The sequence below is a fragment of the Paenibacillus sp. W4I10 genome, from assembly GCF_030816325.1.
In the GTDB taxonomy this organism is placed as follows: domain Bacteria; phylum Bacillota; class Bacilli; order Paenibacillales; family Paenibacillaceae; genus Paenibacillus; species Paenibacillus amylolyticus_B.
In genome coordinates this window covers 509,728-533,938 of sequence record NZ_JAUSXX010000001.1, presented here as the reverse complement: position 1 = coordinate 533,938, position 24,211 = coordinate 509,728, and the positions used below count along the sequence as shown (strand labels likewise).

Sequence of the window (24,211 nt, the reverse complement as noted above, 5' to 3'; positions counted from 1 at the left end):
AGAAGGGATATTCTCGGTTTATCGAAATTATACATGGTGTTTTTAGGCAACCAATAGGCATTATTAGATCTATATTATTTCAACAGATGCGACTAAAATTTAAGACAGATCGAACACAAAATAAGGAGGATTTTATGAAAATTGCGATTGTAACAGGTGGAAGTAATGGTATTGGAAAAGCGACGGCACTTGAGCTTGGTAAGCGCGGAATTAGCGTCATTCTCACGTACAATTCCTATAAGGACCGGGCGGAAGCTGTCGTTAAGGAAATTGAGAAGAACGACGGAGTTCGGGCTGTAGCACTGAAGTTGGATCTGACTCAAATATCAACATTCGAAGGTTTCGTTCTAGAAGTCAAACAGAGCCTTAAAGAAATTTGGGACAGCACGACTTTTGATTACTTAGTTAATAATGGCGGTGTTGGTGGGCCAGCGATGTTCAATGAGATGAGCGAAGAGTACTTCGACAAGATTGTTAATACGAACTTTAAAGGACCGGTTTTTCTAACACAACACCTCGTCCGATTCATGAATGATGCTGGAGCCATCGTAAATACCACGAGTTCATCCAAGAACCACGCATTTCCAGGATACTCCACCTACGGCTCGTTAAAAGCAGCATTCTCAACTTGGACTCGCTATATCGCCAAAGAACTTGCACCTCGCAAAATTCGGGTCAACGCGGTTTCTCCTGGTCCTACGCACAGCAATTTCGGCGATGGAGTATTCGATAAACAACCTGAATTTATTAAGCCGCTGGCTGAGCAATCTGTATTTGGCAGAATCGGACAACCCGAAGATCTTGCGAAGGTCATTGTGAATGTATTGTCCGATGATTTCGGCTGGGTTACAGCCCAGGACATTGAAGTGTCTGGCGGACATTTGCTTTAATAATGTAAGGACAACACGTTCTGAATAATGGCATATCTGCGGAGTTCCACACTGATCTTGCTCTGCTTATAGAAAATTCCGCTAGCTGCTACGCTCGATTAAACTAGGGTTTGTTTAGCTCATGGTGAATTCTACTGGTGTGAAAAGTTGTGAGAACTTTCATTCTAATCGAATTTGGCCATGAGCATTTTTTATTTATTTTCGCAAGAGTAGTATTACATTGCTCTTTCCGGTTCGTGTATTTCTTGATTTTCTTGTTAAACAATTCGATCAGATGCGTCGAATACAGGCTTCTCCAGATCGGTTTGGGAAAGCTGTGAAAAGGTCTTCCTTTTTCTATTTACACAATATATTTTACGCTCTCCTCCGTAGAAGCTGATAAAGCGGTAATAGTAATTTAGTTCTCAATTATAAGGACTATTTTCCTTTTATACTTCGATGACATTTGGAATCAATCTGATTAACTAGTCAATTTTCGGCGGTAAATGATACTCGTAAGAGCATCCTCCAAAAGGTTGCTGGATACAACAAAAGCCGCCGGATGGCGACTTTTTAGTAAAAAGCACTTATCCTTATAATTTGCTCACATAGTACAAACTACTTTTCCTCTCTATATATAAACACATACGTACTCTCATCCGATTTCTCTTCTGAAAAAACAAACTCTAACCGATCAAAGCTTTTTACATCTCTCACATCTGTAATTTTCCGCTCTGCCATATATCGTACCATCTCACCTCTAGCCATTTTGGCCCGGGTTGCCTTTTCAACAAGCTTCCCATCAACCATTTGTCCAAAAACACAAGTGATAAAGCGAGTTTCCTCGCTCAGAAAAGGCGTGATGTTTTTGCTATACTCTTTGGAAGCCAAATTCAGAATACAGTTGCTGTCCGCTTGAAGTTGATCTGCCAACTTGCTGCCCCAGAATTGATAGAGCGATTTGAAGCCCGGACCTTGCAGCTTGCCCTGCATCTCCAACCGATAAGGTGTAACCCCATCCAAAGGCCGCAACATGCCATAAAAACCGGATAAAATACGTAAATGCTGTTGAAGATACGCCAGTTCCTCATCTTGAAAAACACCCGGAGCCATATATTGATACTGAATGCCCTCATAGGCATATATTGCTGGTGTCAGATTTGCTTTTAAATTCATCTTCTGAATCCGCTCCACGTTCTGTTCGGCGATTGCATCGTTACACTTCCACATCGCTTTGAGTTCGTCATAGGATAACTCTTTTAGCAGACTCAATAGCTGTTCTGACTCGTTTATAAACTGCGGCATCTGCGCGATAGCCATAAGATCGGTATCAATCTTCATCTTTTTAGCTGGTGATATGATAATTCTCATCGTGCTGATCCATCCTTAATCTACCGTTGTTTTTGTCGTTATCCATTGTACAGGATTGGACAGGCGAATCCAATGCCAAGGCTTAACTAAATCCCTCATAGTACCTTTGAAAAGACTCAAAATGAACAAGTCAGCCCACGATTGGACCGGCTTGTTCATTAGAATTCAACACATTCAATTGGTGAGAAAGCAAGGTGTGCATTTCAAACCGCAATTAGGGAGATACGCTCCCCGCGCCGCTATTTTGCTCTGTTTTTGTAGTCGGCAATTGAATCATTGGCGTATTTGACCCACTTACATATGGAAGGGCTCCATCCCATTTCTTGATGGTTTCATATTCAACGAGTTGACTCGATAATGATTGTTGAAGCTCTTTATTTGCTTTAGCTTGACCTTCTGCTTCGATCAATAGTTTGTCTGCATTACCTTGCGCTTCCACGCGCTTACGATCTGCTTCTTTCTTGGCGATCTCAAGTTCAGTCGTTTTACGTTCCAGTTCTTGAGAAGCTTCGACACGTTTATCGATTGCTTCCTGAGTCTTGGCGTCAGGTTGAGGAACACCTACAGTAACGTTTGATACAATAAAGCCTAATTCTTTAACGTCATCAGAAAAACGTTGTTGCACGTCTACTCCTGCTTCGGATGACTTTTCACCATAAACATCAATTACTGTAAACTTGGAAATACCTTTACGAGCTGCGTCACGGAAACGTGTTTTGAGATATGTATCCTCAATTTCTTGAATGCTAATTGGCCCAAATGTGTTGAAAATAGAAGATACTTTACTTGGTTCTACTTGGTAGTTGTAAGCAAAATCGATTGTGATGTTTTTTCCGTCAGACGTAGCAATCTGAATATCTCTGTATTCCACCGTTTGAATTCGGATCGGATATTTGGTTACTTTATCAAACGCTCCAACCAGTTTCCACCCTTGACTCAGTGTGCTATCTTTTACCCCTCCATTGGGTGAATACACGACCCCAACATAACCATTAGGAATTCGTGTGACGAAGAAGGTCACCAGTAATACTCCTACAATAATAACGAATGCAACTGTTATTGCCCCTACTCTAAACGTCTTTGAATTTTTCATTACCATTCTCCTCTTGTTTGAATTTATTGTATTTCTTCAGAATTCTACTACCTATTTTATTGAATAGCGGGATCATTAATGCCCATAGAATAAATGCTAGGATCAAGATTAAAATGATTCCCCCAATAAATGGCATATTCGTCCTCCCCTCTATGGATGTAACCGAGTACAAATTTATAACCAACTAATTATATCCTCCTTTATATATACTTTGTAAATTCATATTAGGTTTCAATGATATTCAGCGTCGCTTCCTGTAGCCCCAGAATTTCTACAACGTGACAACAGAATCCTCACAATATATGTATGAGACCGTTGTTTTTGTCGTTATTCATTGTACAGGAGCTGTAACTTCTTGCCACTAAGCGGACAACTCTTTCAAATAAACAACATATGATATTTAAATATAATAGATTGGAGGAATGAAAATGGTTCGTACACTTGACGCTCGTACTTCTCTTGCGTCCACAGGCATTACTCCGCTCAACATCCCACTTCCATCTAACACTCCTACTCTTCTTGGGATCCTGGGACTCAACATTGTTAATCCGGGACCACTCATCCGTACTCAGTTTAATGGGACCTATCGATTCTCAGTGGCCAGTTTATCTTCGTTGCCCTCTACTATTCGCCTGGAAATATTCAGGGGATCCACCAATACAGGCCAACCTATTTATGTCGTTTCCCAACCTGTATTCCCTTCCACCAACAGTATACTCGCAAGCTTCGAAGGTTCAGATTACAATGTTCCTCCCCCTGTAAATGGTCAATTAATCTATTCTTGCTATGCAACATTTGTACCAGCATCCGGGATGGAACAAGCTACCCGTATTGGACCGGAATGCTTTAATGCTGTCGCATATAGCGACGATTAACTTCAATTTCTATATGAATCTTTATGGAAGGAGGACATCCAATGGTCAAAACCTTAGATGCACGGACTTCCCAAGGCTCGAACGGACAGAACCTTTTAACACCCAGCTTCACGAATGGAGTCCCACTATTATTCGCGCAGGTTGGACTACAAGTAAATAATCCAGGAACGGTCATACGGACGCTTTTTTCGGGTATTATCGAAATTACCGCTGATCAGCTTCCTGTTAACGGGGATCTTGTCATAGAAGTGTATCGAGGATTGAGCAATTCACAGCAGCTTGTTTATCGTGCGGGTACTATTGTTCAGGCCAACCCGTTCTTTAGTCCTTGCGTATTAAGCTTTACTGGTGCGGATTATAATGTGACACCACCAGGAAATGGCCAACTTATTTATTCTGTATACGCTACATTTACCTTTAATCCAATTTACAGTGTTAGTAACCTGCGCCTGGGGCCCGAAAGTTTCAATGCTACTGTTTATTCCAATGATTAATAGTCATGAGCTAATTTCGGAAAAATCTCCCCCTCTTCTCATTCATTTATTGAACGCAAAAAGGGGAGTGCTAGAATTCATTAGCTCTCCCCTTTATTTCCGTTTGTTATTTAGTAAACGGATTCCTTACTTAGCTCTATCTCTTTCAATACTTCCAACCCCAGTTCTATAAAATATATATATCTAAAATCAAACTCTGCATTCAAGTCATAGGGCTAGCCGATTGCCTTTTATTCGATATATATCGCTGCGGTCTCATTATCCATAACCCTGAGCGTCCAAGCCATAAGAGCCGTTTCGATATTCATCTTTTTGGCAGGTGAAATCATAATCCGTATCAAGCTGATCCATCCTTACTCTATGTTGTGTTTTCGTTATTCATTGTACAGAATTGGTTAGGTTCATCCAATGTCAAGTCCCCGGACCTGATCTACGTGCCGAATAACCGCCCTAGAACACCAAAATATATCATGATGAAAAATAATAGTATAGATATGGGTAGTATAATCAAAAATTTAAGTCTGCTCGTAGGAACAACAATGACCATGATTAGATTTATTCCATAAGTATTGTAATCAAATAGTAATGAGTATGCTCTGGTAAGTAAGCGTCTCGCAATTGATACCCTTCGGACATTAGAGCTGTGATTGGAAGGGATAAAACTAAACTATCTACACATCCATTGCCACGTGCATACCACATCACATAAATAAGTAATATTCAGCAGTTTCGCTCAATTAAACAAACCCCCGGCAACGCTTCTGCATTGAGCAGCGAGCCGGAGGTTTCACTTTATGGCCTGCCATCCAATGTATTTTAATGCATGATTTCTTTCTTGTTTACCTTCATGCCAGACAATGACTGATCGAACATGTCAAGAACAAATAAGAATCTTTCGGCTTCACGAAAAACGTGATCTGCTAATAAGGGGTGAATGATACTTTTGATTCGACACTCCTCAATTAAGTCGCGAGCAGTCTTCTTAAAGTCTCGTAACGATTGAACTGAAACGCGGTTTTCATCAACAAATTGACTTAGTAAGGGATGGGTTTGCGATTGTGGACGCATGGAACTTAAATCGATGGCTTGAAACATCAGCGTATCAAAATCTTGACTAAATTCCCTTGCTTGTTCCACTAATTTTCGCTCGGATGGATCAAGAAGATGACCTATAAATTTTGCATGGTCTGCCATGATTTTGAGGAAAAATACATTCTCATCGATAATCGCATCAGGTAATGGTTCAAGTCTCCCACTATTGAGTTCCTCTAACCGATTTCTAAAGTAATTGGCCTCTCGGCTAACATGATCCACAAGCAAAGGGAAATTGGTTCCCCCCGGAAGCTGACACCGTAGTATAAGCCCAAGCACTTTTCTTTTAAATGCCCATATGTGCGCAGCCGCATTGTGAACTTCTAAATTAAACTGTCTAATGGTTTGCGGATCCGTATCTGCTTGAAAAGAATGTGATCTTCTTTCAATATCCTCAAAGATTGCATGGAATTGATTAGCCTCATTAATTAACTGCGTATCTTCACACCTAAATCCCAGTCGAAGAAAAAAGGAATGTTCTTTCATAATGCGTGACCAAAACCGTATTTCGTCTAATGATTTGACAACAAAAGGATCCGACAAACCTTATCCCACCTTTCAGCACAATTAATAAGTAGACCATTTAAATATGCCATGATAGCAGAGTATATGGGGATGCAATGTTTCAATATGCTACCGAAAAATAAAAATCATGATTAATAAATTGAATTTAAATACTTTTAACAAAACAATTGTCTTTTAACATTTAAAAACCAGAGTTTGAACAACGCAAGCTGGTTTATTTGTCGCTACCTGTCCGCCAATATTCTTAGCTAAACGTGCACATAAAGCTTACACGGCTCATCACCAAAACATGCAACGCCTCGTCAAGCACTTTCTGCAAAGCAGACTTCTTAACGTTTCAGCTGTCAAACTAACAAACCCCCGGCTGGCGCGTCTGCATTCAGCAGGGCATAGCCGGGGGTAATTTAATATTTACAATTATTTCTCTTAATTCCTCTACTTATCTCATCTCGTAAAATCATGCTGCCCAATGGTCAGAAGCGTCGGCCTGCTCTTACTCCACACCGAAGTGGCAATCTTCGGATTGTAATAATAGAGTGCTCCGTTCGTCGGATCAGCGCCATTCAGAGCTTTGCGAGCAGCCCTGTAAGAGGTCTGGGTTGGCTTGGTGTTAAACTGGCCATCGTCTATAGCCGTGAACTGACCTTTCTGGAAAATGACCTTGGAGATCGATGATGGGAATGCACTCGAATGCACCCGGTTTAGAACAACCGCCCCAACAGCGACTTGCCCTTCAAAAGATTCCCCACGCGCTTCACCATGGATTAGCTTCGCTAACTGGCGTAGTGTCTCACCCTCAGCTTTGGCCTTTTTGTTCAGCCTGTTCAGTGTTGCCGGGCCTGCAATACCGTCTGCACTCAGTCCCTGCGCCTGTTGGAACTTGCGAACAGCACCTTTGGTGATGGTACCGTAATATCCAGTCATTCCAGCATCGAAGTAGCCCAGATCGCTTAATTGCTCCTGCAATTGCAGCACATGCTCGCTACGAACGCCCTGTTCCAACTTCTGTGCTCCCGCAGAAGGAGCTGCCACGGTCAATCCCAGAGTCAATGCGCAGGTACCGAGAAGCATGCTGACCCGCCCTGCTCTTTTGCCAGCCGTTTTCCCCTTTCCATGAGTGACTTTCCGACTGACAATGATAGGTTCCATGTTGTCAGCAAACGTCCGCACATCAGATCCTTCATCTGTACTACTGGTTCTAATCAGTGCATTCTCGCTTCCCGTGTTGTCCATGTTTTTTGTAATCGTCATGTTATTCATCATATTAGTGACCTCCATCTCTTTCATAGGTTTACTTTCGTCCACAACATACACATCATACATTCCGTTCATCTGACTCAGTTCATTACTGTTATTATCGCTGTACGTTACATGTATGTCGTTATTCATATGTGCACGCACCATGTCAATCACGTTATTTTGGCTTCCATTTACTGTATTCACACGAGACGTTTCATTCATTTGTGCCATCTGCTTATACTTCTTCATCATTCCAGTTACCTCCACTTTTCTGAATCCACACAGTTGGACATCCCGAGTGTCATTATAGGATATAGAAAAAATGAAGTCTATCGGACCGATGACGCAGTGAAAAAACGACGCTGAACATAACAAAAAGAGGCATGAGCCCATGGTCACACCATGGTCATGCCCCTTCTTGTATCAACCTTATACCGCTTGTCCAACCTGTTATTTCCGTAGGCAGGCAGACCCGTACAAAAGTTACGTTGTATTTATTGACAATTACTCGGCCAGTTCCTGACCCTTCGTTTCCCGGCCCCAGAACAGTACTGCCGCTGCGCCAATGAGGATTGTCACGAAGAAAATCGTGAAAATCAGGCTGATTGCCACTTCACGCTGAACCAGCATACCGACCATCAGTGGAGCAAGTACGCCACCGATCCGGCCTACCGATGTGGCAAGACCGACACCCGTCGAACGAACGGAAGTCGGATATAATTCCGGGCTGTACGCGTACAATCCACCCCAGGCACCCAGGTTGAAGAACGAGAGGCATATTCCCGCAGCCAGAATCGTTGCTTCCGTGGTTGCGAGTCCGAACGCAATCGCACTGCACGCAGTCAACGTAAGATAGACAACAAGTACGAACTTGCGACCGTAACGTTCAATGAAGTACGCCGCGGTGAAGTAACCTGGCAACTGCGCGATCGTCATGATCAGCACGTATTGGAAACTTTTAACCAACGTAAATCCTTTGGCCATCACAACCGAAGGCAACCACAGGAACATGCCATAATAAGAGAAAATGACGGTAAACCATAAAATCCAGAGCATCAACGTTGTACGGCGATGTGGTGCTGACCAGACGGTAGCCACTTTCTCGCGGAACGTGATTTTACGAAGCTTGGCATGATTCTTATACCGCGGCGGGTCCTGAATGGCACGACGCAGATATAATGCGTAGAACGCCGGAAGCGCACCAATGGCAAAAGCAATTCTCCATCCGTACTCCGGAATGACAAAGTTGGCAATGAGCGCCGATACAATCCAGCCCCCTGCCCAGAAACTTTCCAATAATACAACGGCACGTCCCCGTTCCGCTGTAGGCATCGACTCCGATACCAGTGTGGATGCCACGGGAAGCTCTCCACCAAGTCCAATACCCGCAACCAAACGCAGGGCACACAATACGGCGAATCCAGTCGCCAGTGCAGATAGACCGCTTGCAATCGTGAAGATTAGCAAGGTCCACATCAGTATGGCCTTCCGTCCAAATCGGTCCGCAAGTGCACCTGCAAGCAAAGCACCTAGCGCCATACCGATGGAGTTAATACTCGTAAGCACGCCGACTTGTCCGGGACTGAGACTCCATTCCTTGGCAAGTGCAGCCACGATAAAGGAGATCATTCCCACTTCCATCGCATCAAACAGCCAGCTCATGCCGGCACTGAACAGCAGCTTGCGCTGCTTGGGATTCCGCAATACTTCCAGTTTGCTCATCACTTATAGCTCCCTTGATCTCTATGTAGTCATCCTGACACTAAATCATTATTATGCAGAATGCTCCAGAAATCAATGCAAAATAAGCTTTTCCTTCCGATTTCTGCGATACCTTACCCCTTGAGTGAACCCGCTGTCAGACCTGCAACAAAGTAACGCTGGAGCAGAAGGAACAACGCGATCATCGGAATGGCCGTTACCAGCACACCCGTAAGCATCATCGGATAGTTCGTCACGTATTCCCCGCGGAACTGCATAAGCGCAAGCGGTAAAGTGAGCTTGGACTTACTGCTGAGCATCAACATCGGAATAAGCAAGTCATTCCATACCATGACGAGCAGGAACGTAGCCGTTGCAGCCAGCGAAGGTGCAGCCAGTGGCAGTGCAATCCGTGTATAGAGTCTCCATTCATTTGCTCCATCCATACTGCCCGCTTCCAGAATCTCCGAATTGAGCATGCGCATAAAACCTGTCAGCATAAATACTGAGACAGGCATGAGCATCGCGGCAGATACGACAATCAATCCCGTGAGACTGTCCGACCAGCCCAGCGTACGCGTGAGGGAATAGATCGGCAGCATGCTCACTTGGGAAGGAACAATCAGACCGGCTACGAACAGAGCAAACACGATTTTGCCTACGCTGCCACCCCAGCGGACAATGGCATAAGCAATCATGCTGCTCAGCAATAACTCAATTGCAACCGTACCGAGCGTCACGACCAGACTGTTTCCGAAATATTGCCACATCGGCTGATTGCGGAACATGCCAGTAATGTTATCCCACGTAAACGGGTCCGGCCAGCTGAACGGACTGGTGAAGAAGTTGCTGCTTGTTTTGAACGAGGATACAAATACAAAGTACAGCGGCACCAGGATCAGCAGCGCGTACACCAATAAGATCAGGCGATTGAACCATTTTAAAAACATGTGAACTCCCTTCTGCCTCGGTTGCAGGATGAATGATCCAACATCAACCTCAATAGCTTACCCGGTCGGCACGAAGTGCCTTGAACTGCAACAGCGTCAAGAGCGCGAGCAACACCAGGAAGATCATTGAACCGGCAGAAGCCAGACCAAATGAATAGCTGCCAAAGGCGGTATGATAGATATAGGTTGTCAAAATTTCAGTTGCGTAGTTCGGGCCTCCGTCCGTCATGGTGAAAATGAGGTCAAATGCCTTGAACGACTGAATGGTCGTATAGGCCACAACAATCGTTGCCGAAGGTGCCAGCAGTGGCCAGGTCACGGTACGGAATACCTGCCATTTGCTGCCGCCATCCATGCGAGCCGCTTCATACAGTTCTGCTGGGATGCCTTGCAGACCTGCGATGAATACAATCATCATCTGGCCAGCATGGGCCCAGACCTGTACCGCAGCGATGGAATAGATCGCGATCTTCGGATCACCAATCCAGTTACGAGCGATGCTGCTCATCCCCGCCTCATTCAACCCATAATTGATCAATCCAATGGATGGATCATACATAAATGCCCAGATCAGTCCGACCGATACGGATGACAGAATCGCTGGCAGGAAATACAATGCCCGAAGCACAATGCGTGTCTTGGTATTGCGTACCAGGAGCAGCGCCAGGACAAGTGAAATAAAGGTTTGTGCAATAACAACCGTTAACATGAACTCCACGTTATTGCCAAAGGCTTTGCGGAATACGATGCTGCTGAGACTGTCCTTGTAATTATCCAGCCCTACAAATGCATACGACGGGGATACCCCATCCCAATCCGTAAAGGAATAGAACAGCCCCGTCAATGTAGGAAATACGAACAATCCAACGTACAGCAGCAACCCAGGGATCAGAAACAGGGATAGCTGAAGACGGTTTTTCATCGTTTATTTCCCGATATGCTGATCAATGATCGCTTGTGCCTGCTGTGCTGCTTCCTCTGGAGAAGTGCCGCTCAGCACAGCCTGAATGGAGTTGGTTACTGCTTTTTGATTATCTCCGTTCAGGATGGTGAACCGTGGCTGGAACACGGTCTTTTTGCTCGCCCATTCTCCGGCTACCTGAAGTTCAGGCGTATCGTACTTCACATCATTTACCGTTACATTCTGTCCTGTCTGGTTGGCGTAGTCACTTGCTACATCGGGATTGCTCAGGAATTCGAGGAACTTCTTCGCTTCTTCCGGATGTTTTGACTTGCTGTTCACAGCGAGCATGAATGTCGTCGTATGCACTCCTTCATACTTCGCTTGATCGACACTTACCGTAATTGGTGCAAGCAGTTTTTGCTCCAGATTAGGATTCTGCTGCTTGTTCTGAGCCAATTGATATGAGCCACTCGCCAGTATCGCTGCTTTCTCTTGGATAAACAGTGCGCCCGCCGCAGGGTCTTTGGTACCCAGTGCATCCTGTTGGAAGTAACCTTTATCGTTCAGTTCCTTGATTTGAGTCAATGTTTTCACCCAAAACTCATCCGTCAGTTTCGCTTCGCCCGCTTCAACTTTTGTAAAAATGTCGTCACTTGGCGCATTGTTCATCACCATCGTATTCATGAATTGGCCCGGACCAATGTCCGCTCCGGCAAAGGCAATTGGAATGATGCCATTGTCTTTCAGCTTCTGGCAAAGGGCCAGGAAGCCTTCCCAATCGGTCGACGGCGTCAAGCCATATTGTTCAAACAGTTTTACGTTATAGATTGGATCGTTATATACGAGTTGATACGGAATTGCATATTGCTTGCCATCGTGCTGTCCTGATTCAATCAGCTTCGAATTGTAGGCCGACAGGAACGATGATCCGGTCAGATCCGTGAACAATCCGGCTTTGGTAAAGGCTTCAAACTGTGCACCCGGGAAGGAAGCAAATACATCTCCTACCGAACCGTCACTGATTTTGGATTGTACGGTGGACTGATATTGATCGGAAGGCAGTGTCTGCATCTCCACTTTAATGTTTGGATTTGCTGTCTCAAATGCGTCAATGCTCTTGTTCAGTGCTTCCACATCTTCTCCACGCCAGTGCATGAAGCTGATCGTAACTTTGCCTGAACCCGAGGAGCCGTTCTCACCAGATGACGCGTTATCCCCGCCGCCGCAAGCCGACAGCAGGATGGACATGACCAGCATACTGACGAGCGGTAGGAGCAATTTTTTATTTTTTTTCACGAAAGACGACCTCCTGAGGATGATTAATGTAAGTTGCACGAAAGTTTTTACACGGCGCACTCCGAGTGCAGTACCATCTTCCGATCGCTGTTATCCCCGAATCTCTTTGAATCATTTTTTTAATGGTTAAAATTCGGGGATAAAGGCGAGCGCTTCGCTTCTTCAGATCGGTTCTGTCCTCTCCGTTTTCGTATAAAAAGATTAGTTGAACTTATTTAGTTGGTAGTAACTGAATGTTGCTTCTGTCTTGTTTTCCATTTCTCGCGAATGATGGGCATCACGGTCCGTCCGAAGATTTCTGCCTCTTCCAGATGCGGGTAACCGGACAGAATGAAGGTTGTAACGCCGAGATCTCCATATTCCATCAAACGCTCTGCGACCTGTTCAGCTGTACCCACAATAAGGATTGCACCGCCGGAGCGCACAACGGACAAGCCTGTCCACAGGTTGGGACCTACGACAAACTGCTGCTTCTCGGACAGTTCCCGTAGCTCGTTCTGTCTGCGTTGGTTGGTTGCATCCGTCTCGGCAAAAGCGGCTTTGGCTTTCTCAATCGCTTCTGGTGGTACTTTGCTAATAATCTCCCAAGCTGCTGCCCATGCTTCTTCTTCAGTATCCCGAATGAGCACCTGAGCACGCATGCCGTAACGGAGCTGACGATCCTGTCCCGTTTCCTCTTTCACCTGCTGACGAATGACCTCAATCTCTTCGATCTGCTCCTGAATCCAGTCATGAGGCTCGCCCCACATGAGGAACGTATCTGCATGTTCAACAGCGACCTTCTTCGCAATCGGTGAACTTCCTCCCAGATAAAATGGTGGATGTGGATTTTGCACCGTCTCCGGCATGCCTACTGGTCCTTTGAAGTTGTAATACTGGCCGTTGAATTCAGGATTGGGATCGCTGAGTGCATCTGCACCAGAGTTTGAACCACTTCCGGCAAACTCCGTCAGATTCAGTCCCGTCGATTGGGTCCATGAACGCTTCATGACTTCCATATACTCGCTCGCCCGCACATAGCGTTCATCATGTGCATGTGCCAGTGGATCGCCAAGTTCCTCCAGATCGCGAACAGAACTGCCTGTAACCACATTGATCATGGCGCGACCACCAGATAGCTGATCCAATGCCGCTCCCATGCGTGCAGCAAGTACGGGTGTAACCAAACCCGGGCGAATGGCAACAAGTGGACGCAATGTCTTCGTGTGGCTCATCACAGCTGAGCCGACCACCCATGCGTCTAGACACGCTCCCCCTGTCGGAATCAGTACAAATTCGAATCCTGCCTTCTCCGCCGTCTGTGCCACATCAATCAGATAATCCAGACTTGGCTCCCGCTCCGGGGCAACCCCTACATACTTACCATCCCCTGCTGTAGGCAAAAACCATCCAAACTCCATTTCTTCCTGTTCGCTCACACAAGTCAATCCCTTCTATGATAAATTGCTCTAAAAATGTTTCACTCAAGCCTTCGGTTACAGAAAACCTTTCGAGCACTCTTGTCCCCAGATTTCTTTTAATTCCCCTTTCATGGGAAAATCCGGTGACAAAGGCGCCCGCTTCGCTTCTTCAGGTTCTTTCTGTCCCCTCCGTTGTCGTGTCATTCTTTAAATTGATTTATTAGGCATAATCAAACTCAAATACCGATTAATTAACTTGGTTTAATAGGTATGGACATCATATCAATTGATTTGTCTGTGATCAATGTCATTTCGCGGCAATTTCATTTTGTCATTTTGTGGTCTTTTCTCAGATTTAGGTCTTCCTGATCTTGAATATGCATAAAACCCACCTGTATAATAGGTTTAAATACGTGTTCAAAAAGTCTGGTTTTCAGTAACGAGAAGATGGGATGAAGTTAGAAATAGAGTAGCGGAGCGTAGGAAAACTACGTGAGCAACCACAATGTTTCCAAAGGAAACATACTTCGTAAGCCTCCCGCTTATTTCGGCTGAATTTCAGCTTCGATGTTGATAATGCCACTTGGCATGATTCGTAATCAAAAGTGGACTTTTTAAACTACATCTGTAAGTGAAACTTTTAGATCGTATCTACGATACTTATACATTAAAGAGGTGTTCCTGATGACCGAGAGTATGAAGGAGGACCACCATGAGTTTTTGGATATTATTTTCTTCACTCCATCTGAATTCGAGAAAGCTGGTGGCGCCTGGCCGATTCGCATTGGCCGTAATATAGCCAAAACCAACTATCATATTGGCCCGCGCACTACGCCTTATTATTATTTGCTGTTTGTACTGGAGGGGGAAGGTACATTCATACAGAACGGACAGCGTCACGCCCTTCGAGCCAGGGATGCGTTCTGTCTGTTTCCACATGTTACCCATGAGTACTGGACAGACCCAGAGGATACGTTGCAGAAAATATTTATCGCCTTTGATGGTGCATACGCAGCCGAACTATTGTCTCGGATCGGACTTACACCTGACTTACCATACCGTTCAGGTGTACTTACCCCGGAGACTGCAAGTGCCATGCGCTCGTTCATGGAGGATGTTCGCAAACCGCAGGATGGAGCGAGTGATCTGGGGCGACTCACCCGTTTTCTAAGCCTCTTTGACCGGATCGCCCGTTCCCCTGCAACCAAAGGATTGCAACCGGATTCAGCCACACCTTGGCTCCAGAAAGGCAAGGAATACATGGACATTCATTTTGCAGGCGGCATCTCCGTGGAAGGGGTATCCGCTCATGCGGGTGTGGATCGAACCCATTTTGCCAAACAGTTCCGCAAAGCCTATGGTCTGTCCCCTGTGCAATATATCCAACAATTGAAAATGAATCAGGCCAAACGTTTGCTCGTGCAGACTCCACTAAGCTTAACCGAAGTGGCTCATTCCGTAGGTTACCCGGACTTGTTCTCCTTCTCCAAAGCGTTCAAAAAGCAAGTCGGTCTGCCGCCCAATCGCTATCGCACATCGGAGAGCACGAAAGAATGAGGGAGCGACCTTTCGCTCCCCAGCCTATAATCCATGCCTCATGCACCACGCCTTGTGTACGGTTGTGTAGATGTCGCCTCTACCAAATTACAATGGACTCCTGAGTTTCATATCCTGCACATCCTAGTGCTGCAAAACCCATTACGAAATCCGTCACCAAAGAAGGCAAGCCCCATCTACCCGGGACTTGCCTTCTTTCTATACTATAGTCTTGACGCACGTACTCGAAACCAGGAACTTTTTACGTTGAACTAACGCTATTCCTTCTCCTCATTCTTGCGCGCAAGTGGAATACCGTTCTTCTTCGCATACCATGCTTCATAATGATGCACAGCCACACCTGCAAAAGAAGAATGAGAGGAACCGAGGTCAAACACCTTCTCCATCTCTTCATTCATATTGCTAACCGGTTTACGGAAAAAGGTCAGGTGATCCCCCTCGTGTGTATCCGCGAGTTCCGCTCCGATCCAGACTTTCTTGCCGAGATCATCCGCTTCGTCCAGTTCTTCCTTGGACAGATCATACATCTGCTGCCCACTGTCCCGGTAAGCCATAATGGCCACCGCATCGAAGTGGGAGATCACCCAGCGACTGAATGTACCCTCACCTTCAGCCGACTGACGGGCATCAAGCCAGAACGGAATGGCAGCGCTCATGTACAGTCCGGCATCCTCGCCGGCTTTTGTCCAGGCCTTCATGTTGTTCTGCCACTCTGCAATGACGCTGCTCTCCTCGTTCTCCCAGCGCTTCAGCTGATACGGCTCCACATCCAGTTGAATGCCTTCGAAGCGTTCATTCTTGGTGGAAGCTGCATTATATGCCCGTACTCGCTCGATAAAAGCAAGCCCTTCATCCCGCTTTTCCTCATAGGCCCAGTCTGCATGACCGTTAAGTCCATGCACTTCAATCTCAGCCTGCCCTGCAGCCGCAATGAATTTGCGATATGTTGCATCAGGCACCTCATCCTGGATTTGCAGGAAGATGGTATCCACGCCCTGTTCTTTGGAAAAAGCAATAATCTCAGGCGTTTGTTCTGCAATAATGGACGCGTCCCACAGCCAAGTCGCTTTGTGTTCCTCCGCCGAGAACCATTTGAACATCCAGGACAGAAGCAGCAGGCACAACACCACAGCCAGAATGGCCCATTTCGCCATACCCACCAGTTTGCCCCGTTGCCTCATATATTTCCTCAGACGAGCAACGCTTCACTTGGCTCAAGCACAGGATGCTGCACCGAGTGACCAATCTTGTAGATATGCGGATGTGTGTACGAACGGAACGCATTACGTGTATCCAGAATCGGCACACCCATCTCGGCAATATCAAAGTAAGGCAAATCGCTGTGGTTGGTGATCAGCACGATGCAATCGTACTTTTTGAACTGCTCCAGATTGAACACTTCGCTGTGTACGGTCTCGCCATGCTTGTCTTGGAAGGAATCCGCATGTGGATCGTAGTAGCTAACGTTAGCTCCACTTTCCTTGAACAGTTCATATACTTCCAGTCCTGGTGATTCACGCAGATCGGCAATATTTGGTTTGTACGACATGCCAAGGAGCAGAATATTTGATTTACGTACGGATTTCGCGTATTCGTTCAGAATCGTTGACGTTTTGTTCAATACATAATATGGCATGTTGTCATTGGTAGATTGCGCCAGCTCAATGAATTTGCTATAGAAACGGAAACCTTTGGCCTTCCATGACAGGTACATCGGATCAAGCGGAATGCAGTGTCCACCGATGCCTGGCCCTGGATAGAATGGCATGAAACCAAATGGTTTCGTCGCCGCAGCGTCAATAACTTCCCAGATATCGATTCCCATGCGGTCACACATCATCGCCATTTCATTCACAAAGGCAATGTTCACACTGCGGAATGTGTTCTCCAGCAGTTTGGACATCTCAGCCACTTTTGGCGAAGATACCGGTACTACGGTTTCTACATATTTGCTATATAACGCTGTTCCAAGTTTCAGGCAGGCTTCAGTTGTGCCCCCGATCACTTTCGGCGTATTAAATGTTGTGAAACGTCCGTTGGACGGGTCCACACGTTCAGGCGAGAAGCAGAGGAAATAGTCTTTACCTGCTTCATGTCCGATCTTGTCCAGCTTCTGCTGAATCAATTCTTCGGTAGTACCCGGATAAGTGGTGCTCTCCAAGGTAATCAGCATGCCTGGTTTCATATGCAGTTTGATCTGATCCACAACGGTCTCGATGTAAGACGTATCCGGGTCCTGATTCTCACTAAGCGGTGTCGGTACGCAGATACTGAGTGCGTCGATCACGCGCAGCATACTGTAATCTGTCGTTGGTTGGAAACGGCCGCTTTGCATTACTTTTTTCAACTCATCGGACGAAATATCGTGAATATAGGAATCTCCTTGATAGATACTGTCTACTTTGGACGCATCCAGATCAATTCCGATTACCGTGAAACCTTGATTGACCATTTCCACGGCAAGTGGAAGTCCTACGTAACCGAGCCCGACAACGCCGAGTACAGCTTCTTTATTTTCAATCGCATTCAGTAATGTGTGGAATTGTTGATTCTCCATGATATTCCCTCCGGGCAGTGTATTTTGGTGGTGCTTAAAATCCATATAAATAGATGAGTGTCTGTGCTCTAAATGTTGCTCTAATCTATCTGATTCATAGTGTAGAAAAATATCTTACTTGGCACTTCACACAATCAGTTGTTCCAAGCTGTCTTCTAATGCAGGCAGCGTCTGATTCGGGCATCCAGCTCTACAGGCGAGAACGGTTTGGTCATGTAATCATCGACTCCGCTGCGGAAGCATTGACTGATCGTCTGCTCGACACGTTGCTCGGTCAACACGACAATTTTGGGTGGCTGCTCCATCTCCAGATTTTGGATATGATGGATGAACGGCAGACCGTCGATGCCATACAGATTCAGCTCGGTGAGCACCAGGTCCGGTGTAACTTTCTCGATCAGCTCCAGTGCAGCCAGTCCATCGACGGCTTCATAGGTTTCGTATCCCTGCATCTTCAACCGCAATTGCAGGAACTCGCGTACCGTAGGATCGTTATCCACAATCAAAATGCGTTCCGGCTCGTCCGCCGTATTGTCCAGTGTGTAGATATGAATCTCCGACGAATCTACGAGCTTCGAGGACTCAGCCATATGCTGAATAGTTGCCTTCGAAGGGCGCTCCCCTTCCGGGAAACTGGCCAGTGTAATCTGTGGATCGGCACCGGGAACGGTCTCTTGCAGTTCATGCTTGATCCGAAGTCCTTCATAATGAACTTCATCCAGTGACAACCCTGGCAGCAGGACGGCAATCGCCTGAGTGGCCCCATCCTTCCACACCTGGAAGGCTGTCCCGCTCGTCTGTTCCAGATGTGCCCTGACCTGCTGCTCAGGTTGAGAATTTCCTGCACAATGGATGAACATTAAGCCGCATGTCTCGGCACCCGTTTCCTTCAATCCCTGTTCTACACTTCGGTACACATTAACGGCAGCCTCACGCTGCAATGTCGCCGTATTTGGCATGTTCTTTTCCACCCTTCTCCTCGATTATCTATACATGTCCAAAAAATGTTATTTACACTGACACTCCGATGACAGAACAACCTTTTGATCGCTGTTATCCCCAGATTTTTTTGATTCCTTTTAACAAGGAGAAATCCGGGGATAAGCGTATGCTTTCGATGCAGCTTTCTTTCAGAAAGCTTTTAGGCGCACGCTTCGCTTCTTCAGGCTTTTTCTGCCCTCTCCGTTATCGTGTAAATGTCTAGTTGGACATATAATTGCTTTGATTATTCTGTACTTAAGCGGCTTCGCTTGTTTTCTTCTCATCCTCGGACCAGCTTTGGCGTGTCATGGTACCCCATGAGTTGTTGTTTTGCATGAACTGCACATGTCCCTGCAATCTCCACAGTACGCCGAGCTGATGGTAGCCCACGAATTTCAGCGCGGAGTAGACCAGCATTTTGACCAGATCGGAGAGCTTGTTGTAACGCTTGAAAGCAATCTCCTCCAGGACAAGTGCGCCTACACTCAACAGATAACCACTCACGAAGTTCAGCAGTCCGAACAGAACCAGAATCGGCCATTGCGTCATATCCAGAAGGACATATCCAGCGAGAGCCAGAAGTCCGGTAATCCGGAAATACGGGTTCAGCGCTTCAAAAAGGACGTTATATGGCATGGTCACCATACCCATGACTTTGTATTTCGGATTGAACAACATGCCGCGATTCTCAATCATGTTCTTCAGATTCCCGCGGCCCCAGCGCTTGCGCTGACTGGACAAAATTCGGTAGGAATCCGGTGCCTGCGTCCAGCATACGGCCTCAGGGCAGAAGGCAACGCGATACTTCAATTTGTTTTCCAGCATGTAACGGTGAAGTTTGATGATGATGTTCATGTCTTCCCCAGGATAACCATCCCGGTATCCACCTACGGCGATTACAGCGTCCTTACGGAACATGCCGAAGGCACCGGAGACAATGATCAGACCGTTCATGTGACTCCAGCCAATCCGTCCGCCCAGGAAGGCTTTGAGATATTCAATCGACTGGAACATGGGCCAGATCTTGCGTGGCAGTGATACATCTTGCACTGCCCCGTTTTCAATTTTGCAGCCATTAGCGATCCTTACATCTCCACCGATGGCTACCGTCTCTTCCGGATTCTCCATATACATGCGTGCCATGCGGATCAGGGCATCCTTCTCCAGCAAAGAATCGGCATCGATGGAAGAGATCAACGGATAATGGGACAGGTTGATCCCGGCATTGAGGGAATCGGCCTTACCGCCGTTTTCCTTGTCAATGACATACAGATCAGGAAACTCTGGATTATGGTAGATCCCGCGAATTTTCTGACAGGCGATCTTGCCCCGAATCTTCGTATTGGGTACTGGCTTCAAACGATATTCTTCCAACAGGATATTCAACGTGGCATCACTGGAGCCATCATTCACAACAATGACTTCATACGTTGGATAATTCAGCGTCATCAGGCAGTTCACATTTTCAATAATCGTCAGTTCCTCGTTGTATGCCGGTACCAGCAGAGAAACGGAAGGTACCAGTTCCGAGCCTGACAATGTATTGTATTTGGAATAATGCGACCGCCGGAAGATCGTCCAGATGTTACGGAACGATAAGGCCAGAATGGAAAAATAGAGCGTATTTACAAAAACAACATAGTAGATTGCGACCATACCGTAGATTAATAGTAGATCCCTAAGCAGTGTAATCCCCTCCTACCGTAGCGACACCTGTACGTTTCTTGCTGGTTCTGTTCTCTCGTATAGGGCCAAAATAGCGATCGTACAGCAGTCTTTTTTTGTTATGTGCAATCATCTGCTCTACAGCTCTGTCATCGGTTCTCGTGTGCTGCATGGTACTCTCAATCTGCTGCATCGCAATCTCGCGCTCAGCAACTGTACCTTGCACCGCAGCCTGACACAGCGCTTCGAATCCCGGTTCGCCGAGCTTGCTCAAACTCTCCGCACTGTTATAACGAACTCTCCAGTCTTCATCCCGCAACGCTTTGCGCAGCAATGGAATGCTACCCGATGCATGCTTCGAACCGAGCGCTTGCACCACTTCGGCACGAACTTCCGGGTCAGTGTCCTGAATCAGCTTCAGAATTGTCTCATCCCGCAGTGCCGGACTTGCGCTAAGATACAGCTTCACTGCTTCGGCACGTACATCCTGATGTTCTGCGCCTACCAGTCTGTCGAGTGCAGGCATCACTTCAGGTACAGCCTGTCCCCACATGGCAACCAGTCCGACTTTGACAAAATCAGGATTTGGGTCTTCCAGCAATTCGATTAGAATTCTGCTCGTATCCAGACTCGTTTCGAGCAGAATATCTGCTGCCAGATGATGAATGGACTTACCTTTGGTTAACAGCAACGCGAGCATGTCTTTCAGTTCACCTTGTCGGGTCGTACATCTGGAGATGGAACGACCAATCATAATGGCCATCGGGCCCGGCTTCTCATCCTTAAGCAATTCCATCAAACCCGGAACGGCTTCGGGACAACGCATGCCACCCAAGCGATAAGCCGCATCAATCTGGCGACCGTAACGCAGACGGCCCAGTTCCTTCAGATCATGCTCTACGAATCCTGCTTCACGGCACAGTGCGATTAATTTGTCGCGATACTCACCCTTAAACTGGTCGATCCATTCAATCAGTCTGTCCTGAATGACTCTGCGTTCCAGCGGAGCCAGTTTGCCTGGTGGCAATTTGAGTGGACTATTCTCAGTCAAGGCTGTTTGCAGATAGGTGAAGTAGTCACGCTGCTTCAATTCATAAAACGCCGTCTTGCGTCGTTTGCCATTGTGGGACATTTTCATGGCAAACAATACGATGACGCCTACAACAACAAGTGCGATACAGATGTACAAAAACAGATAGGCCAAAGCCAAACTTGGAAACATGTGAAAAGGTCCTCCTTTATACTCATTTATTCGATCTGAAAACTAGGAATTTTTTCATAGATCTTCTTCATTTTTTCGTAGCTTAGCTTCAGGCGTTCACTATACTGCACCTGCTCCCAAGGCTGCCAGCTATATACCGGCAATGTCTTCAGATCCAAGGTCGTCTGTTCACCCCCAGGCCAAGATACTTTCTTCGTGGCGCGGTCCGTTAACCACGGAATGAGGGCAACGCCTTCCACAGCAACTGTAGAGAACTCACGTCCATTCTTGAGCGGTCCATAGTCGATCGCTTGCAGCGAACTCGGATCACCGAACCCGAGCAGCATCCAGGGAATTCGCATCTCCACCTGATTGCCGTTATACTGCCATGCCGTTAATGAATCCGTATCGGGCTGACCGGGAGCCGTCGTTCCCCGCTTCAATGTTCCGACCTTTTCATTCATGAATGGATGAGCAGATCGGGTATCCGGCGGTGTCATTCTCAGGCTGACTGCCAGATTCCATGGGTGGAACGGATCTGTGGAGTCTGACTGCTGATCTGGTAGCATGTCGTATCCATCCTTGCCATACAGACGCTGATTAAAGTCATAATCCTTGGCGATCTCCACCTGAGATTCTTCATCCTGCCCCAGTGTAATCACCGCCTCAAGACCATCACTGAGTGTCCGGCCCGGGAGTAACTTATCAGGTTGACTGCCTCCAGCAAGTGTATCGGTCCCAATTCGCAGCACTGTCTTATCCGGGTCAAACGGTTGATCCAGGGTCAGCCCGATATACAGATAGGCTTCATCATGGGTCATCTTCATTTCCTGAATGCCGTCCACTTGGCCCTGCCAGGTCGTGACCTCTCCATCCTTCAGATCATCCCAGTCATCCAGTGATCCGTCGATGGTCAACTGTTCCTGTTTACCGGGGTCCATGGCAAGCAGACCAAACATTTTCTCGTTTGTCAGCACATTCAGCCAATATGCACGGCGATCAGCCGGGATTTCCAGTGGCATTGTGTTCCATGTTTTTTTGAACCATTCATCCTGCCACATGAACACAATCGCTCCCGAGTATCCTTCATCATAGATATCCTGCGTCAGTGACGCGTCAATGTCTCCCTGCTGCACTTCGTTATGTCCACCCTGATTCCGGCCGCCCATACCCAGATGGGAAATACCAAGAGACGAGGGTACACCATACTCTGTAATCATTACAGGCATATCGGAAAACTCGGCTTTGAGTTTGCGCAGATAACTTTTGTACGTGTTGTACTCACCGTTCTCATCCTTGATCGTTTGGAGCGTTTTATCGATATGGAACAGGTCCGGGTAATACGGGTACACATGGTAGGCTGCAAAATAACCTCCCTGCCACGCCTCCGGCTGAATATGACGGGCATCCACACTGACAAGATCCTCTTCATACAGCGGCTCGCCGGGATGATCCAGCACATCGGTGGTTACCCAGTTGGTGAAGGTCATCGGATGCTCCCATCCGTATTTCTTCTCCAGAACCGCCGTATGATCCAGCAGCTCTGCGAGCCAGTTCTCGAACGGTGACGCTTCTGGACTCGCCGAGAAATGAACTCCCTTGTACTGCGGCACGTCTGAATGTTTCGCGTTTGTATTGTCTACCATCGCCGGGTCCCATTCCGTCCCCACATGCCAGGCCATCAGGTATTTTCCTGCATTCGTCTTGTATTTGCCGCTGGACTCTCCCTGCTTGGCAGGAATGTCCGCATCGCCATAGACAGCAGATACGGCCTTTTCAATCTCCTGCTTGAACGTCTGCTCAATATGGGCCTCATAGGCATCCTGCTTCTCAATCAGCTCTTCTTCAGGTGACCATATGCCCTGTATAAAATATAACGGTTGCTCCCGGCCGCGATTATATTCGACCAATGCGGAGTAAAAAATCGGTTCGTGAACCGTGTATACCCGGATTACATTGGCTCCCAGATCCTCGATCTGCTGGAACCACCGCAAGTAATCCTCTTTGGTCAGCGGGAATTCTCCCGGGTAATGCCCCGGTGAAGTTGCGCCCAGGTTGACACCTTTGACGAACATCTCCCTCCACGTTCCATCCGGCCCGTATTCCATGAACCGGTCTCCATCGGTCTTGAATTTCATCTCCGTGCCGTTCTCCGCTGTGTACGTAACGAGCTTGGGTTGCATATAGTGCCATCCGGCAAATATCCCACCGGTTACCACCACTGCTCCTGTCAACACCGTTAATAGCCAGCGTCTTCGTCTTTGTCTGCTCATGTCTTTAGATTGCTCACCTCTCTAATATCATCCTGCTTCAACATCGAATGGTCCAACATGAAGTTTATGAATCATTCCGCTTCGGATGTCCGCTTGGTAGAGATGTCAGCGGTGTGTTCTCACTATAGCGCTAAGCCTCTGCATTTGTAACTAGGCTGATGGAAGCAA

The 24,211-nt window shown here is 46.8% G+C and carries 18 protein-coding genes and 1 pseudogene; 3 read left to right on the top strand and 16 right to left on the bottom strand.

What is annotated here, in order from left to right; translation table 11 throughout:
- Positions 1-134 precede the first annotated feature (134 nt).
- Complete coding sequence (locus tag QF049_RS02340) at positions 135-890, top strand: SDR family NAD(P)-dependent oxidoreductase (RefSeq protein WP_307534554.1); 756 nt, start codon at positions 135-137, stop codon at positions 888-890.
- Between the two features lie 220 nt (positions 891-1,110).
- On the opposite strand, the pseudogene QF049_RS02335 reads toward QF049_RS02340, so the two are convergent.
- From QF049_RS02335 to QF049_RS02325, 3 genes and pseudogenes are all read right to left on the bottom strand, one after another.
- Positions 1,111-1,212 (bottom strand): annotated as a pseudogene (locus tag QF049_RS02335) (transposase); the annotation flags it as partial.
- 275 nt (positions 1,213-1,487) lie between these two features.
- Positions 1,488-2,240: a peroxide stress protein YaaA gene (yaaA, locus tag QF049_RS02330; RefSeq protein ID WP_307534552.1), complete on the bottom strand. Its 753-nt coding sequence runs from the start codon at positions 2,238-2,240 to the stop codon at positions 1,488-1,490.
- Positions 2,241-2,454: 214 nt separating this feature from the next.
- The gene (locus QF049_RS02325; protein ID WP_307534550.1) at positions 2,455-3,333 is read right to left on the bottom strand and encodes a prohibitin family protein; all 879 of its coding nucleotides are present in this window, start codon (positions 3,331-3,333) and stop codon (positions 2,455-2,457) included.
- Positions 3,334-4,249: 916 nt separating this feature from the next.
- Here QF049_RS02325 and QF049_RS02320 point away from each other — a divergent pair.
- Positions 4,250-4,702: a hypothetical protein gene (locus QF049_RS02320; RefSeq protein WP_307534547.1), complete on the top strand. Its 453-nt coding sequence runs from the start codon at positions 4,250-4,252 to the stop codon at positions 4,700-4,702.
- An 816-nt stretch (positions 4,703-5,518) separates the two neighbouring features.
- On the opposite strand, the gene QF049_RS02315 is transcribed toward QF049_RS02320, so the two are convergent.
- The 7 genes from QF049_RS02315 to QF049_RS02285 form a co-directional block, all read right to left on the bottom strand.
- On the bottom strand, positions 5,519-6,280 hold the full coding sequence (locus tag QF049_RS02315) for a DUF2935 domain-containing protein (protein ID WP_307534545.1): 762 nt from the start codon (positions 6,278-6,280) through the stop codon (positions 5,519-5,521).
- A 483-nt stretch (positions 6,281-6,763) separates the two neighbouring features.
- On the bottom strand, positions 6,764-7,810 hold the full coding sequence (locus QF049_RS02310; protein ID WP_307534543.1) for a cell wall hydrolase: 1,047 nt from the start codon (positions 7,808-7,810) through the stop codon (positions 6,764-6,766).
- 252 nt (positions 7,811-8,062) lie between these two features.
- The gene (locus QF049_RS02305) at positions 8,063-9,280 is read right to left on the bottom strand and encodes an MFS transporter (protein WP_124116114.1); all 1,218 of its coding nucleotides are present in this window, start codon (positions 9,278-9,280) and stop codon (positions 8,063-8,065) included.
- Positions 9,281-9,393: 113 nt separating this feature from the next.
- A complete protein-coding gene (locus tag QF049_RS02300; RefSeq protein WP_307534539.1) occupies positions 9,394-10,209 on the bottom strand; it encodes a carbohydrate ABC transporter permease in 816 nt (271 codons plus the stop codon).
- A gap of 49 nt (positions 10,210-10,258) precedes the next feature.
- Positions 10,259-11,131 carry a carbohydrate ABC transporter permease gene (locus tag QF049_RS02295; protein WP_017687487.1) on the bottom strand — a complete coding sequence of 291 codons (873 nt, stop codon included), beginning with the start codon at positions 11,129-11,131 and terminating at the stop codon, positions 10,259-10,261.
- Between the two features lie 3 nt (positions 11,132-11,134).
- The gene (locus QF049_RS02290) at positions 11,135-12,370 is read right to left on the bottom strand and encodes an ABC transporter substrate-binding protein (protein ID WP_307543074.1); all 1,236 of its coding nucleotides are present in this window, start codon (positions 12,368-12,370) and stop codon (positions 11,135-11,137) included.
- Positions 12,371-12,624: 254 nt separating this feature from the next.
- Positions 12,625-13,809: an LLM class flavin-dependent oxidoreductase gene (locus QF049_RS02285; RefSeq protein WP_307543072.1), complete on the bottom strand. Its 1,185-nt coding sequence runs from the start codon at positions 13,807-13,809 to the stop codon at positions 12,625-12,627.
- A 684-nt stretch (positions 13,810-14,493) separates the two neighbouring features.
- On the opposite strand from QF049_RS02285, the gene QF049_RS02280 reads away from it, so the two are divergent.
- Positions 14,494-15,366 (top strand): helix-turn-helix transcriptional regulator, encoded by an 873-nt coding sequence (locus QF049_RS02280; RefSeq protein WP_307534537.1) that lies wholly within the window; start codon positions 14,494-14,496, stop codon positions 15,364-15,366.
- Between the two features lie 257 nt (positions 15,367-15,623).
- On the opposite strand, the gene QF049_RS02275 is transcribed toward QF049_RS02280, so the two are convergent.
- From QF049_RS02275 to QF049_RS02250, 6 genes are all read right to left on the bottom strand, one after another.
- Positions 15,624-16,547 carry a hypothetical protein gene (locus QF049_RS02275; RefSeq protein ID WP_307534536.1) on the bottom strand — a complete coding sequence of 308 codons (924 nt, stop codon included), beginning with the start codon at positions 16,545-16,547 and terminating at the stop codon, positions 15,624-15,626.
- A gap of 8 nt (positions 16,548-16,555) precedes the next feature.
- The gene (locus tag QF049_RS02270; protein WP_307534534.1) at positions 16,556-17,923 is read right to left on the bottom strand and encodes a nucleotide sugar dehydrogenase; all 1,368 of its coding nucleotides are present in this window, start codon (positions 17,921-17,923) and stop codon (positions 16,556-16,558) included.
- A 155-nt stretch (positions 17,924-18,078) separates the two neighbouring features.
- Positions 18,079-18,882: a response regulator transcription factor gene (locus QF049_RS02265; protein ID WP_307534532.1), complete on the bottom strand. Its 804-nt coding sequence runs from the start codon at positions 18,880-18,882 to the stop codon at positions 18,079-18,081.
- 277 nt (positions 18,883-19,159) lie between these two features.
- Complete coding sequence (locus QF049_RS02260) at positions 19,160-20,560, bottom strand: glycosyltransferase family 2 protein (protein ID WP_017687480.1); 1,401 nt, start codon at positions 20,558-20,560, stop codon at positions 19,160-19,162.
- Positions 20,561-20,582: 22 nt separating this feature from the next.
- Positions 20,583-21,791 carry a HEAT repeat domain-containing protein gene (locus QF049_RS02255; protein ID WP_307534529.1) on the bottom strand — a complete coding sequence of 403 codons (1,209 nt, stop codon included), beginning with the start codon at positions 21,789-21,791 and terminating at the stop codon, positions 20,583-20,585.
- A 26-nt stretch (positions 21,792-21,817) separates the two neighbouring features.
- Positions 21,818-24,043 (bottom strand): hypothetical protein, encoded by a 2,226-nt coding sequence (locus QF049_RS02250; RefSeq protein WP_307534526.1) that lies wholly within the window; start codon positions 24,041-24,043, stop codon positions 21,818-21,820.
- Positions 24,044-24,211: the final 168 nt, after the last annotated feature.

Excerpts from the sequence above, each read along its gene's own strand:
- yaaA (WP_307534552.1), bottom strand. The coding sequence starts at position 2,240 with ATGAGAATTATCATATCACCAGCTAAAAAGATGAAGATTGATACCGAT.
- QF049_RS02325 (WP_307534550.1), bottom strand. The coding sequence starts at position 3,333 with ATGAAAAATTCAAAGACGTTTAGAGTAGGGGCAATAACAGTTGCATTC.
- QF049_RS02285 (WP_307543072.1), bottom strand. The coding sequence starts at position 13,809 with ATGGAGTTTGGATGGTTTTTGCCTACAGCAGGGGATGGTAAGTATGTA.
- QF049_RS02270 (WP_307534534.1), bottom strand. The coding sequence starts at position 17,923 with ATGGAGAATCAACAATTCCACACATTACTGAATGCGATTGAAAATAAA.
- QF049_RS02300 (WP_307534539.1), bottom strand. The coding sequence starts at position 10,209 with ATGTTTTTAAAATGGTTCAATCGCCTGATCTTATTGGTGTACGCGCTG.
- QF049_RS02275 (WP_307534536.1), bottom strand. The coding sequence starts at position 16,547 with ATGAGGCAACGGGGCAAACTGGTGGGTATGGCGAAATGGGCCATTCTG.
- QF049_RS02305 (WP_124116114.1), bottom strand. The coding sequence starts at position 9,280 with ATGAGCAAACTGGAAGTATTGCGGAATCCCAAGCAGCGCAAGCTGCTG.
- QF049_RS02250 (WP_307534526.1), bottom strand. The coding sequence starts at position 24,043 with ATGAGCAGACAAAGACGAAGACGCTGGCTATTAACGGTGTTGACAGGA.
- QF049_RS02340 (WP_307534554.1), top strand. The coding sequence starts at position 135 with ATGAAAATTGCGATTGTAACAGGTGGAAGTAATGGTATTGGAAAAGCG.
- QF049_RS02260 (WP_017687480.1), bottom strand. The coding sequence starts at position 20,560 with ATGGTCGCAATCTACTATGTTGTTTTTGTAAATACGCTCTATTTTTCC.
- QF049_RS02255 (WP_307534529.1), bottom strand. The coding sequence starts at position 21,791 with ATGTTTCCAAGTTTGGCTTTGGCCTATCTGTTTTTGTACATCTGTATC.
- QF049_RS02265 (WP_307534532.1), bottom strand. The coding sequence starts at position 18,882 with ATGCCAAATACGGCGACATTGCAGCGTGAGGCTGCCGTTAATGTGTAC.
- QF049_RS02295 (WP_017687487.1), bottom strand. The coding sequence starts at position 11,131 with ATGAAAAACCGTCTTCAGCTATCCCTGTTTCTGATCCCTGGGTTGCTG.
- QF049_RS02320 (WP_307534547.1), top strand. The coding sequence starts at position 4,250 with ATGGTCAAAACCTTAGATGCACGGACTTCCCAAGGCTCGAACGGACAG.
- QF049_RS02310 (WP_307534543.1), bottom strand. The coding sequence starts at position 7,810 with ATGATGAAGAAGTATAAGCAGATGGCACAAATGAATGAAACGTCTCGT.
- QF049_RS02315 (WP_307534545.1), bottom strand. The coding sequence starts at position 6,280 with ATGAAAGAACATTCCTTTTTTCTTCGACTGGGATTTAGGTGTGAAGAT.
- QF049_RS02280 (WP_307534537.1), top strand. The coding sequence starts at position 14,494 with ATGACCGAGAGTATGAAGGAGGACCACCATGAGTTTTTGGATATTATT.
- QF049_RS02290 (WP_307543074.1), bottom strand. The coding sequence starts at position 12,370 with ATGCTGGTCATGTCCATCCTGCTGTCGGCTTGCGGCGGCGGGGATAAC.